This is a genomic window from Streptomyces spiramenti, assembly GCF_012034385.1.
GTDB lineage: Bacteria > Actinomycetota > Actinomycetes > Streptomycetales > Streptomycetaceae > Streptomyces > Streptomyces spiramenti.
Genome location: NZ_JAAVJB010000032.1, coordinates 1 through 12,618 on the forward strand (window position 1 = coordinate 1; position 12,618 = coordinate 12,618).

10 protein-coding genes and 1 pseudogene are annotated in these 12,618 nt (G+C 72.9%); 9 read left to right on the forward strand and 2 right to left on the reverse strand.

Annotated features, from left to right (window positions below; all coding sequences use genetic code 11):
* Positions 1-550: 550 nt before the first annotated feature.
* On the reverse strand, positions 551-1,252 hold the full coding sequence (gene phoU / locus HCJ92_RS06700; protein ID WP_167932515.1) for a phosphate signaling complex protein PhoU: 702 nt from the start codon (positions 1,250-1,252) through the stop codon (positions 551-553).
* Between the two features lie 246 nt (positions 1,253-1,498).
* Between phoU and HCJ92_RS06705 the strand changes: the two are divergent.
* A pseudogene (locus tag HCJ92_RS06705) lies at positions 1,499-2,950 on the forward strand (sensor histidine kinase); the annotation flags it as partial.
* A 203-nt stretch (positions 2,951-3,153) separates the two neighbouring features.
* Positions 3,154-3,834 carry a two-component system response regulator PhoP gene (gene phoP / locus HCJ92_RS06710; RefSeq protein WP_167932516.1) on the forward strand — a complete coding sequence of 227 codons (681 nt, stop codon included), beginning with the start codon at positions 3,154-3,156 and terminating at the stop codon, positions 3,832-3,834.
* 161 nt (positions 3,835-3,995) lie between these two features.
* Here phoP and HCJ92_RS06715 read toward each other — a convergent pair whose 3' ends face one another.
* Positions 3,996-4,715, reverse strand: coding sequence for a DUF461 domain-containing protein (locus HCJ92_RS06715; RefSeq protein ID WP_167932517.1), 720 nt, complete (start codon positions 4,713-4,715; stop codon positions 3,996-3,998).
* Positions 4,716-5,315: 600 nt separating this feature from the next.
* On the opposite strand from HCJ92_RS06715, the gene HCJ92_RS06720 reads away from it, so the two are divergent.
* The 7 genes from HCJ92_RS06720 to HCJ92_RS24735 all read left to right on the forward strand — a co-directional run bounded on the left by HCJ92_RS06720 (position 5,316) and on the right by HCJ92_RS24735 (position 12,431).
* Positions 5,316-5,798: a CarD family transcriptional regulator gene (locus HCJ92_RS06720; RefSeq protein WP_167932518.1), complete on the forward strand. Its 483-nt coding sequence runs from the start codon at positions 5,316-5,318 to the stop codon at positions 5,796-5,798.
* Positions 5,799-6,349: 551 nt separating this feature from the next.
* On the forward strand, positions 6,350-7,189 hold the full coding sequence (gene ispD / locus HCJ92_RS06725; protein ID WP_167932539.1) for a 2-C-methyl-D-erythritol 4-phosphate cytidylyltransferase: 840 nt from the start codon (positions 6,350-6,352) through the stop codon (positions 7,187-7,189).
* On the forward strand, positions 7,186-7,752 hold the full coding sequence (gene ispF / locus HCJ92_RS06730) for a 2-C-methyl-D-erythritol 2,4-cyclodiphosphate synthase (protein ID WP_209310800.1): 567 nt from the start codon (positions 7,186-7,188) through the stop codon (positions 7,750-7,752). The genes ispD and ispF overlap by 4 nt, the downstream gene beginning before the upstream one ends.
* A gap of 190 nt (positions 7,753-7,942) precedes the next feature.
* Complete coding sequence (locus tag HCJ92_RS06735) at positions 7,943-8,353, forward strand: TIGR03618 family F420-dependent PPOX class oxidoreductase (RefSeq protein WP_167932519.1); 411 nt, start codon at positions 7,943-7,945, stop codon at positions 8,351-8,353.
* Positions 8,354-8,518: 165 nt separating this feature from the next.
* Complete coding sequence (gene cysS, locus HCJ92_RS06740; RefSeq protein ID WP_167932520.1) at positions 8,519-9,922, forward strand: cysteine--tRNA ligase; 1,404 nt, start codon at positions 8,519-8,521, stop codon at positions 9,920-9,922.
* A gap of 130 nt (positions 9,923-10,052) precedes the next feature.
* Positions 10,053-11,000 (forward strand): 23S rRNA (guanosine(2251)-2'-O)-methyltransferase RlmB, encoded by a 948-nt coding sequence (rlmB, locus tag HCJ92_RS06745; protein ID WP_167932521.1) that lies wholly within the window; start codon positions 10,053-10,055, stop codon positions 10,998-11,000.
* Positions 11,001-11,342: 342 nt separating this feature from the next.
* On the forward strand, positions 11,343-12,431 hold the full coding sequence (locus HCJ92_RS24735) for a L,D-transpeptidase family protein (protein WP_245240650.1): 1,089 nt from the start codon (positions 11,343-11,345) through the stop codon (positions 12,429-12,431).
* The last annotated feature ends 187 nt before the right edge of the window (positions 12,432-12,618 follow it).

The window sequence follows — 12,618 nt, forward strand, 5'->3', positions numbered from 1 at the left end:
GTCGACGGCGTCGAGCTGCCCGGCCAGCGCTGCCCGTGCCTCGGCGGAGTCGTCGGCGAGCGGCGGGATGAGGCGCGACTCCGCGGGCCTTCGGCGGCGGCTCAGCTGCAGGCACCGCCGCACTGGCAGGAGCCACCGGACTTGCAGCCGCAGGAGCAGCTCGAACCGCAGCTGCAGCCGCGAAGGGGGGCGATGGAGTGGGTCATGGGAATTCCTCCTCAAGAATTACCGCTTGCCCGTACCGTTCCCGTGGCCCCGACCGCTACCCGCCGGACGGCGACCCGTCGGGTGCACACCACGGCGCACGAGCCGTGCCCCGAGGAGGGCGCGCGGCGACCCCAGCGCCCCCTGGTGCGTCAGGGCGCCGGGCCGTGCACCCTGGCGCCACCCACCGAACGAGCGGCACCGCCGGTCGGGCCGGACTCCGTAACGGACCCGCCGCGTGCCCGGGCACAAGACGAGCGCCGCCGCCCCCTCCGAAGGGGACGGCGGCGCGAGGCAGGAGGCCGCCGGGCGCCGAGAGGGGCCCGGCATCCGGCGGCGTTCCGGCTCAGCTCTCGGTCTTCTTCTCCGCGGCGACCGCCTGCGTCAGCGACTCCGGCTCGAACTCGTCCGCGTGCTCGCCCGTCACCAGGTAGACCATGCGGCGCGCGACCGAGACCGCGTGGTCCGCGAAGCGCTCGTAGTAGCGGCCCAGCAGCGTCACGTCCACGGCCGTCTCGACGCCGTGCTTCCACCGGTCGTCCATCAGGTGGCGGAACAGCGTCCGGTGCAGCGTGTCCATCTCGTCGTCGTCCTGCTCCAGCTGCATCGCCAGCTCGACGTCCTTGGTGATGAGGACCTCGGCGGCCTTCGCCATCAGGCGCTGCGCCAGCTGCCCCATCTCCAGGATGGTCGCCTGCAGGTCGCGGGGGACCGCCGACTCGGGGAACCGCAGCCGCGCCACCTTCGCGACGTGCTCCGCCAGGTCGCCGGAGCGCTCCAGGTCGGCGCTCATCCGCAGCGAGGTCACGACGATCCGCAGGTCGGTGGCGACCGGCTGCTGGCGGGCCAGCAGGGCGATGGCGTTGTTCTCCAGGTCGCGGTGCATCTGGTCGACCTTGCTGTCCGCCTCGATCACGCTCTCGGCGAGCTTGAGGTCGGCGTCGAGCATGGCCGTGGTCGCCCGCCCCATGGCGGAGCCGACGAACCGGGCCATCTCCACGAGACTGTCGCTGATGGCGTCCAGTTCCTCGTGATAAGCGTCACGCATCTGTGTACCTTCCTAGCCGGTCCCAACCACTCTACGAGCCGCCGAGTCACCTGTGTCGGGGGCCGCGGTGTCCGGCAATGAAACCGGTACCCGCCCGTTGCGGTTCCACGCTCCGCTCCGAAGGAGACGCCCCGCGCCGCTCCAGGTGAACCCGGACTTTCTCCTAGGTGAACATCTTCCGGCCTGCGGACGAGCATCGTCGCGCAGAGCTGTGGCCGCCGTGCGTCACCCGCATAACCTGAGGACATGGACGTGAACACGGCGGTCGCCGCGGTGGCAGCGCTCGTCGGGCTCTGCACCGGCGTCGTCGCCATGCTGGCCTTCCGGATCAGCGAGCGCGAGCGGACCCGCCCGCACCGCGCCGCCGCACAGGCCCCCGAGCCGACGACGCTCCCGGCGGGCGTGGACACGGTGCTCTCCGTGCTCCGCTCCTCCGCCGTCGTGCTCGACGAGGCGGACAGCGTCGTCAAGGCCAGCTCCGCCGCTTACGCTCTCGGGCTGGTCCGAGGGGGGCGGCTCTCCGTGGAACCCATGCTCCAGATGGCGCGTGCCACCCGTCGCGACGGCGAGATCCGGCAGCGCGAACTGGAGCTGCCGCCCCGCGGCCACTCCCGAAGCGACGTCCTCGCCGTCTCCGCCCGCTCCGCGCCGCTGGGCTCACGGCTGGTGCTGCTGCTGGTGGAGGACCGCACCGAGGCGCGTCGCATCGAGGCGGTCCGCCGCGACTTCGTCGCCAACGTCAGCCACGAGCTGAAGACCCCGGCCGGGGCGCTCTCCCTGCTCTCCGAAGCCGTGGTCGACGCCTGCGACGACCCGGAGACGGTCCGACGGTTCGGTGGGCGCATGCAGGTGGAGGCGACGCGGCTGACCAGCCTGGTGCAGGAGTTGATAGACCTGTCCCGCGTCCAGGACAACGACCCGCTGACCAACGCGGAGCTGGTCAGCGTGGACGAGCTCGTCACCGAGGCGATGGACCGCTGCCGGCAGCCGGCGACCACCAAGGACATCAGCATGGCCAGCGGCGGCACCACCGGGCTGCGGGTCTGGGGCAACCGGGGCCAGCTCGCCGCCGCGCTCGGCAACCTCGTCGAGAACGCCGTGAACTACAGCCCGCCCTCCACCCGGGTGGCCATCGCCGTCAGCCACCTGCCGGTGCCGCGGGCCGGCGGGACCGCCGCCGGCAGGCAGCAGCGGCAGATCGAGATCTCCGTGACCGACCAGGGGATAGGGATCTCCGAGACCGACCGCGAGCGGATCTTCGAACGCTTCTACCGGGTGGACCCGGCCCGCTCCCGCGCCACCGGCGGCACCGGACTCGGCCTGGCCATCGTCAAGCACGTCGCGGCCTCCCACGGCGGCTCCGTCAACGTCTGGAGCGCCGAGGGCCAGGGCTCCACCTTCACCCTGACCCTGCCCGAGCCGGGGAGCGCCCGCGCCCGCCACCAGGCGGCGCGGAAGGACCGCGACGGTGTCAGCGGCGCGCTCCGCAGCCCGGACGACGTACCCGAATCCCCCGGCGAGACCCCGCCGGGCGGCACTCGCACCCCGGAGCCCCCGCAGGGCGGCCCGTCCGCCGCGGGCGGCGGCGAGGCCGCAGCAGCCCGCGGCCCCCAGGAGCCCGCCACCGGCGACCTGCCCGCCGACCAGGAGCGCACCGCCGCCGCCCCGGAGCCCGGAGCGGCGCCGGAGGCCGCACCCCGACCCGGCTCACCGCCCCGGCCGGGCCGCGAACCCGGCGACGGCACCGGCCGCGCCGCCGCCATGGCGCTCGACCGGCCCGGGACCACCGGGCCCATCAGCCACCTCACCGCAGCCGCCGTCGCCGGTCACCCCGGCCGACAGCCGGCCGCCGCACCCCCCGTTCCCATCCGCACCGACGAAATCGCCCGGGAGGCGCTCCCGTGACCCGTGTACTCGTGGTCGAGGACGAGGAGTCGTTCAGCGACGCCTTGTCGTACATGCTCCGCAAGGAAGGCTTCGAGGTGGCCATCGCCGCCACCGGGCCCGAGGGACTGGACGAGTTCGAGCGCAACGGCGCCGACCTCGTCCTGCTCGACCTCATGCTCCCCGGGCTCCCCGGCACCGAGGTGTGCCGCCAGCTCCGCGGCCGGTCCAACGTCCCGGTCATCATGGTGACCGCCAAGGACAGCGAGATCGACAAGGTCGTCGGGCTGGAGATAGGGGCCGACGACTACGTCACCAAGCCGTTCTCCTCCCGCGAGCTGGTCGCCCGTATCCGCGCGGTGCTCCGGCGCCGCGGCGAGACGGAGGAGGAGGTGCCCACGGCGCTGGAGGCCGGCCCGGTCCGCATGGACGTGGACCGTCACGTGGTAACCGTGGACGGCCGGAAGGTCGACCTGCCGCTCAAGGAGTTCGACCTCCTCGCCATGCTGCTGCGCAACGCCGGCCGCGTCCTCACCCGGATGCAGTTGATCGACCGGGTCTGGGGGGCCGACTACGTCGGCGACACCAAGACGCTGGACGTGCACGTGAAGCGGCTGCGCGCCAAGATCGAGCCGGACCCGGGCGCCCCGCGCTACCTGGTGACGGTCCGCGGACTCGGTTACAAGTTCGAGCCGTGACGGACGGTCTCCGCCGTCGGCCGCCCGGCCGACGGCGGAGGCTGAACGACACGACGGCCGGGGCCGGTGCCCCACCCCTGCGGGTGGAGCACCGGCCCCGGCCGTGCTGTGCGCGCCTGGCGTGGCGGTCGCCCGCCGCGCCGCGGAAGGTGACGGGAGCGTCAGCCCTCGGTACCGGTGCCGGCGGTGTCGCCCGCGCCTTCCTCCGTCTCGCCCGGGGACTGGCCGTCGCTGCCCTGGCCCTCGGTGTCCTGGCCCTCGTCCTCGCCGTCCTCGGGGCCGGTGCCGTCCTCGGCGCCGTCGGCGTCCGCGGAGTCGTCGGTGCCGTCCTCGGCGGGGTCGTCCTCGGTACCGGCGATGCCGTCCGGGCCCCACAGCTCGTAGTGGGCGAACGCGCCGTCCACCCCGACCATCGGGACGACGGTGGCGCGGAGCTCGGCGGTGCCGACCTCCTGGATGTCGAAGACGAGCGCCTGGGCGTTACCCAGCAGCACGCCCGCACCCTCGGCGTCGGTGACGAACGCACCGGCGTTGCCCTCGCCGCCGAGGCCGATGGAGCCCTTGGCGGGGATTTCGAGGGTGGACTCACCCTCGACCGGGACGAGTTCGAACTCCTCGCCGGAGTCGGGGAGGGTGATGGAGAGCAGCGTCAGCGGCTCGGTGCTGTCGTTGAAGATCCGGCCGGTGACAGCTGCGGGGCCGTCCTCGGAAAGGACGACGTTGATGCTCTCGATCTTGACGTCGTCGATCTGCCGCGATGCGTTCGGCGGCTGGACGAGGTTGGTCTCGGCGTTGAGGCCCGCACCGCACGCGGCGGTGAGCGGGATGAGCGTGAACACTGCGGTCGCGGCCAAGCCACCGCGTCGAAGGCTGCTGCTCACGGCGGCGGCATCTCCTTGGGCGAACGGGAGGCGGCCCGCTCGGACGCGGTCCGCCTGGTCGTCAGTGATCGTCGAGAGGGTTCTCAGGTCGTCTTCGATCTGTCGGCCAGCCAGCCTACCCACCCCGGTCGCGGCCTCCGCACTCGCCCCGGGCGCGTCGCGCGCGGGATCTCCACGAGCGGCTTTCGTCAGGGCTCCAGGAGGGGCGCCGGTGGCGCCCGTGAGGGGTGCGAGCGGGGGGAAAGGCGTGGTCCGGGCGGAGCGCCGGCGACCGAACGGTGTGCTTTCGGGAACCGTTCCGGTGATCAATTCCCGATGCACGGGGATCGGCCCGCGCCGTGATTCTGGTAACTAGGACAAAACGGGCGCCATTCCCCGTCTTTCGGGGTGTTGGGTGCGACTTCTCGGCCGCCCGTGCGGTGTGAATCCGGTTGTGTCCACCCGCCCCCCGACCTGCGGATACCTGCCCGAACCGGGCGTCCGCAGCACGCCCGCGGCGTCCTTGTCAACCCCCGAGATATGGCCTGACCTGCGAAAACGTCATTCAGTAGCGTGTGAAGGCGTGTTACCCTGGATAACCACGGAAGGGGTACCTGTCACATGACGTTCAAGGTTGGCGACACCGTGGTCTATCCCCATCATGGGGCCGCGCTGATTGAGGCAATCGAAACTCGCCAGATCAAAGGCGTGGACAAGCTCTACCTGGTGTTGAAGGTTGCTCAGGGCGACCTGGAAGTCCGCGTCCCGGCGGAGAACGCCGAGCTCGTGGGTGTGCGCGATGTCGTGGGACAGGAGGGTCTGGACCGCGTGTTCGAGGTGCTGCGCGCCCCGTACGCGGAAGAGCCCACCAACTGGTCCCGCCGTTACAAGGCGAACCTGGAGAAGCTCGCCTCCGGCGACGTCATCAAGGTCGCCGAGGTCGTCCGCGACCTGTGGCGTCGCGAGCGGGAGCGCGGCCTGTCCGCGGGCGAGAAGCGCATGCTCGCCAAGGCCCGTCAGATCCTCGTCAGCGAGCTCGCGCTCGCCGAGGCCACCAACGAGGACAAGGCCGAGACGCTGCTCGACGAGGTCCTCGCCTCCTGACGCCCGGTTCGGCACGCCGGTCCGGCGCCCGCCGACCGTCACCGTCGACAGTCCCGGGCGGCCGTCACGGCCGCCGTCCTCCACGCAGCACCGAACCGTACGACCGCGCCGAAAACCCGGGCGCGGCGCACGGCACGCAGCCAGGCTCGCCGTACCGGCTTCTGACACGCCGGTGGCGGTGCGCCCGGCGGCAACGGGTGAAGGACGCGGCAACCGGACATCTGCGCGCGCGAGCGCGACGCGCCGGACGCCGGGTGAACGCTCTGCCTGCGGCACGCGAACGGTAAGCGCACATCACGCAGCGCCCCCACGGCACCGAGGTGCCGGACGGGCGCTGCGGTGCGTCCACCGCACACCCCGTCTCCGCGCCGTCCCGCGGTCCTCGACACCCGTGGGCGTCGCGTCGCGGAACCGCTCCCCGGATGGGGTGCTGCTGCCGCCTGGGACAGACCGCGATCGGACAGTCACGGAAGGGACCGACCACGGTGCCGCCCGGCACGCTGTGGCCATACCCACCCCGCCCCCCGGAACAAACATTGGGCCCGATGTCAATGTCTGATAAGTCCTCCGGCTCCCCGCTCCCCGCCCCCGCGCCGCCTCGCGGCGCGGGGGCGGCCGAGTCGGCCGCACCGCCGGTCCCCCCTCGCTCCGGAGGCCGTACCGCCGCCGTGGTTCCCGCCGCCGGCCGGGGTGAACGGCTGGGTCCGGGCGCGCCGAAGGCGCTGCGGGACCTCGGCGGTGCTCCCGTGCTGGTCCACGCGGTACGGGCGATGTGCCAGGCCGACGAGGTCTCGCTGGTCGTCGTCGTCGCGCCGCCCGAGAGCCCCGACGCGGTGCGCGCGATGCTGGCGAGCGCACCACTGCCCGCCGCCGTCGAGATCGTCGTGGTCCCCGGCGGCGCCAACCGCCAGGAGTCCGTGCGCCTCGGACTCGCCGCGCTCCCCGAGGAGGTGGACGTGGTGCTCGTCCACGACGCCGCCCGCGCGCTGGTCCCGGCGGCGACCGTCGACAGCGTCGTCGCCACCGTCCGCGCGGGGGCGCCGGCCGTGGTCCCCGCCCTGCCGGTGACCGACACCGTCAAGCGGGTCGGCCGCGACCCGAACCGCCCCGCCGGCGCACCCGAGCCCGTCGTGGACACCGTCGACCGCGCCGACCTGCGCGCCGTCCAGACTCCGCAGGGATTCGACCGGTCGGTACTGGCCGAGGCCCACGGCAACGCTGCCGAGGGCCTCGGCGGCGAAGGCGCCACCGACTGCGCCGGCATGGTCGAGCGGCTCGGCCGCCCCGTGGTGCTGGTCCCGGGCCATGAGGAAGCGTTCAAGATCACCCGACCGTTGGACCTCGTCCTCGCCGAGGCCGTACTCGCCCGCAGGGAGACCACCGCACCATGAGCGCAGCCCACGACAACACCGGAGGCGACACCCCGGTAGGGGGCGGGGACCCCGAACTCTCCCCGCCGCCGGCGCCCATCCCCGGCCTCCCCCTCGTCGGGGTGGGGACCGACGTGCACGCCTTCGAGCAGGGCCGCGAGCTGTGGTGCGCCGGGCTGCGCTGGGACGGGCCCGAGGTGGCCGGCTGGGGGTTGGCGGGCCACTCCGACGGTGACGTCGCCGCGCACGCCGCCTGCGACGCGCTGTTCTCCGCCGCCGGCCTCGGCGACCTGGGAGCACACTTCGGCACCGCCCGTCCGGAGTGGTCCGGCGCCGCGGGGGTCACCCTGCTGGCGGAGGCCGCCCGCATCGTGCGGGCCGAGGGTTTCCACATCGGGAACGTCGCCGTACAGGTGATCGGGGTGCGGCCCAAGGTGGGCAAGCGCCGAGTGGAGGCTCAGCAGGCGCTCTCGCGCGCGGTCGGCGCACCGGTCTCCGTCTCCGGGACCACCACCGACGGCCTGGGGCTGACCGGCCGGGGCGAGGGCCTCGCCGCGATCGCCACCGCACTGCTGGTGCGCTGAGGCCCGACCCGCTGCTCGGCGCCGCCGCCCCGCGACCGGCGGGGCGGCGCGCCGACGAGCGGACGGGGGAGCGGGGGAGGGGGCCGCGAGTACGCTGGCGGCTCCCGGCTCCCGGGCCCCGAGCGGAGGCCCGGCGGCCTTCTCCCGGCACCACCGACGAGGCTCTCCCATCCGACAAGGACGGTCCATCGTGGCAGCGCAGCTCTCCGACAAGCTCAAGGAAACCCTCGACTCCAAGATGTTCGTGACGGTCGCCACCGTGCAGCCGGACGGCAGTCCGCAGCTGTCGCCCGTCTGGGTGACGCACGCCGACGGCGACGTCCTGATCTCCACGACCGAGGACCGCCGCAAGACGCGCAACCTCGCGCGTGACCCGCGAGTCACCGTCATGGTCAATCCGGCGGAGTCGCCGTACAGCTACGCCGAGATCCGCGGCACCGCCGAACTGGTGCCGGACCCCGAGGGCCGGCTCATCGACGAGCTGTCGCTGAAGTACACGGGGAAGCGGTACGCCGAGTTCAACTCCTCCGCCGGGCAGGACGCGCCGCGCGTCGTCGTGCGGATCACGCCGCAGAAGATCGTCGGCCAGGGGCTGGACTGACGGTGACCGGTGGTCCGGTGGCCGGTCACCCGGCCGCCGGGCCCCGCCCGCGGTGCCGCGGCGCGGCGGACGGCCCGTCCGGTCGGCGGGCCACCGCGCCCGGCCGCGTGCGGTACCCCTGAACGAGGTGCACGAGCCGGTCGGTCTTCCTACTACCCTGGTTGCGTGACCCTTCGCCTGTACGACACCAGCGCCCGGCAGATCCGCGACTTCACCCCGCTCGTTCCCGGGTGCGTCTCGATCTACCTGTGTGGTGCCACCGTGCAGGCCGCCCCGCACATCGGGCACATCCGCTCGGGGCTCAACTTCGACATCCTGCGCCGCTGGCTCACGCACCGCGGGTACGACGTGACGTTCGTCCGCAACGTCACCGACATCGACGACAAGATCATCGTCAAGAGCGCCGAGCAGGGGCGCCCCTGGTGGGCCATCGGCTTCGAGAACGAGCGGGCGTTCGACCACGCCTACTCCTCTCTCGGTTGCCTCCCCCCGACCTACGAGCCCCGCGCCACCGGCCACGTCCCCGAGATGGTCGCGATGATGGACGCGCTGATCGAGCGCGGCCACGCCTACGCCGCCGAGGGCAACGTCTACTTCGACGTGCGCTCCTTCCCCGGCTACCTGGAACTGTCCAACCAGGACCTCGACGACCTGCGGCAGCCCGCCGGCGAGGGGGAGACCGGCAAGCGCGACCCGCGCGACTTCGCACTGTGGAAGGCGTCCCGGCCGGGCGAGCCCGCCTGGGACACCCCGTGGGGGCCCGGCAGGCCCGGCTGGCACCTGGAGTGCTCGGCGATGGCCCACAAGTACCTCGGCGCCGCCTTCGACATCCACGGCGGCGGACTGGACCTGGTCTTCCCGCACCACGAGAACGAGATCGCCCAGGCCAAGGCGTTCGGCGACGAGTTCGCCGCCTACTGGCTGCACAACGCGTGGGTGACCATGAGCGGCGAGAAGATGAGCAAGTCGCTCGGGAACTCGGTCCTCGTCTCGGAGATGCTCCACCGGTGGCGCCCGCTGGTGCTGCGGTACTACCTCGGCACGCCGCACTACCGCTCCACCATCGAGTACAGCGAGGAGGCGCTCACCGAGGCCGAGCACGCCCTTGGCCGCGTCGAGGGTTTCCTGCAACGGGCGGTCGAGCAGGTCGGTCCGGTCGCCCCCGCCGCCGAGCCGCCCGCCGATTTCGCCGCCGCGATGGACGACGACCTCGCCGTGCCCCAGGCGATGGCGGTGGTGCACACCACCGTCCGGCAGGGAAACGCCGCGCTCGACGAGGGCGACAAGGAGTCCGTGGCGGCGCTGGCCGGGCAGGTCCGCTCCATGCTGGGGATCCTCGGCATGGACCCGCTGGACGAGCGGTGGGCCGGCGCGACCGGCGGCCGGACCGAGCAGCTCCACGCGGCGGTCGACAGCCTGGTCCACCTCGTTCTCGACCAGCGCCAGGCGGCACGGGAGCGCAAGGACTACGGCACCGCCGACGCCATCCGCGACCGGCTCAAGGACGCGGGCCTGGCCATCGAGGACACCCCGACCGGGCCCCGCTGGGAGCTGGGGCAGCGCCCGTGAACCCCTCCCTGACCGCGCCGGGCCCCGAGAAGGGGCCCGGCCCCGGGCGACGGACCTCCGTCCCTCGTCCGCGCGCATCCGGCGCGCGAGAAGCGATACGCACGACCCTCCGAAGGACCAGGTAACCCTCATGGCAGGCAACAGCCAGCGCCGCAACCGCCGCACCTCCAACAAGAAGGGCGCGACCGCCGGCACCGGCGGGAACCGCCGCAGGTCGCTGGAGGGCAAGGGCCCGACCCCGCCGGCCGAGATGCGCAAGGGCCACGCCAAGCAGCGTGCCGCCCACCTCAAGGCCCGCAAGGCCGTCGCCCGCCCGGCCCGCCGGCCGGGCGGGAAGTCGCCCTCCGAGCTGGTGGTGGGCCGCAACCCCGTCGTCGAGGCGCTGCGCGAGGGGGTCCCCGCCAACGCGCTGTACGTGCAGCAGTTCATCGACAGCGACGACCGGGTCCGCGAGGCGGTCCGGCTGGCGACGGAGAGCGGCCTCCGGCTGGTGGAGGCGCCCCGGCCCGAGCTGGACCGCATGACCAACCACCTCAACCACCAGGGGCTGGTCCTCCAGATCCCGCCGTACGACTACGCCCACCCCGACGACCTCTCCGCGGCGGCTTCCGAGGCCGGCGAGGACGCGCTGATCGTGGCGCTCGACGGTGTCACCGACCCGCGGAACCTCGGCGCCGTGGTCCGTTCCGTCTCCGCCTTCGGCGGTCACGGGGTGGTCGTGCCCGAGCGCCGGGCCGCCGGGATGACCGCCTCCGCGTGGAAGACCTCGGCGGGTACCGCCGCGCGCACGCCGGTGGCCCGCGCCACCAACCTGACGCGGACCCTCCAGGCGTACCAGAAGGAGGGCATCCAGGTGATCGGCCTCGACGCCGAGGGCGGAGTGGAGCTGAGCGAGGCTCCGGCGCTGGACGGCCCGGTCGTCGTCGTGGTCGGCAGCGAGGGCAAGGGGCTGTCGCGGCTGGTCGGCGAGACCTGCGACGCGCTGGTGCGGATCGACATGCCGGGGGGCGCCGAGTCGCTGAACGCGGGCGTCGCGGCCGGCGTGGTGCTGTACGAGGCGGCCCGCAGGCGCCGCTGACCGGCGTCACCGCCACCGCACGCGACGCCCGGTCGCACCCGAGTCCTCCTCGGGCGCGACCGGGCGTCGCCGTTTGCGTCCGGACCGCCGTGCGGGGCGCGTGGCCCGCCGTCGGTGGCCGGAATCGGACGCCCATCCCCCGTGCGGTCGAAGGCCGTTCGTGCCTGCCGCCCGAATGGTAGGTTGCGCTGAGGACTTGGTGCGCAACGGCGGGTGGTACGACCGCCGGAGGCCTCGTTACCGGGACGTGCTTCTTTCGTTACTCCGGAACGGGCAACGTATTCGGCCGGGCGCCCGTCCTACCCAGAGCACCTTTCACTCCATCTCTCGGGGGTTGCATCCATGCGCTCGGCGCACATACGAGGTTCGCTGGTCGCGGTGGTCTCGGCCGCACTGCTGCTGACCGCCTGCGGTTCCGGCGGCCCGGAGGCCGCGGACGACGCCAAGCCGGTCGCCAACGAGGCGAGTGAGGCCCCCGTCGACGAGGAGGAGCCCGAGGAGGAGGAAGCCGAGGAGGAGGAGCCCGAGGAGGAGCCGGACGACGTTCTGCTCCAGGCGGGCGACGAGTCCGACCAGGTCCGCGAACTCCAGGCACGCCTGGGGCAGACCGGCGTGTTCGAGGCCCGTCCCACCGGCTTCTACGGCGACACCACCACCGGCGCGGTCGCCGCCTTCCAGGAGGCGAACGACACGCTGGAGGTCTCCGGCACCGTCCACGAGTCGACCTGGGCGCTGCTGCTCGACAAGACGCAGGAGCCCACCCAGGACCAGCTGTTCCCGCGCGAGCAGGTCATGGGGTACGGCGACAACAACGACCAGGTTCGCGAGCTCCAGGCGCGACTGGTGCAGTTGGACCACTTCGAGGACAACCCCACCGGCTACTACGGCAACGTCACGCGGACGTCGGTCGAGTCCTACCAGCGGGCCGCGGGGCTGGAGGTCTCCGGGACCGTCTACGACGACACCTGGACCGCGCTCAAGGCCGCCACGAAGCAGCCGGCGCGGGACGAGATGTTCGTTCCCGTCGAGGTGCCCGAGGTCGAGAAGGAGACCCCGGCGGGGCTGGACGACCGTTGCATGACGGGTCGTGCGCTGTGCATCTCCAAGACCACCAACTCGATGTCCTGGGTCATCGACGGCGACGTCCGGATGACGCTGGACGTGCGGTTCGGAGCCGAGGGCTACGAGACCCGCGAGGGCGAGTTCACGGTCTACTGGAAGAGCCGCGACCACCACTCCACGATCTACGACTCCCCGATGCCGTTCGCGCTGTTCTTCGACGGCGGCCAGGCGGTGCACTACTCGGAGAACTTCCTGCAGAACGGCTACGAGGGCGGCTCCTACGGGTGCGTCAACGTCCGTGACCGGGAAGCGATCGAGTCGCTGTTCGACCAGGTCAACGAGGGCGACAAGCTCATCGTCCACTGGTGACCCGGCCGTCCGTGCCACGCGGTGCGACGGAACGCTGATCGATACGCCCGCCCCCGTCACGGGGACGGGCGTATCGCGTCCCCCGGCACGCCCCTGCGATGTCGCCCCTCCCCTCGATGTCGTCCGCTCCCGGGCCCGTCGCCGTACTCCTGCCGGGGTGGTGCGGTGGTCACCGCGGCCGGTTCGG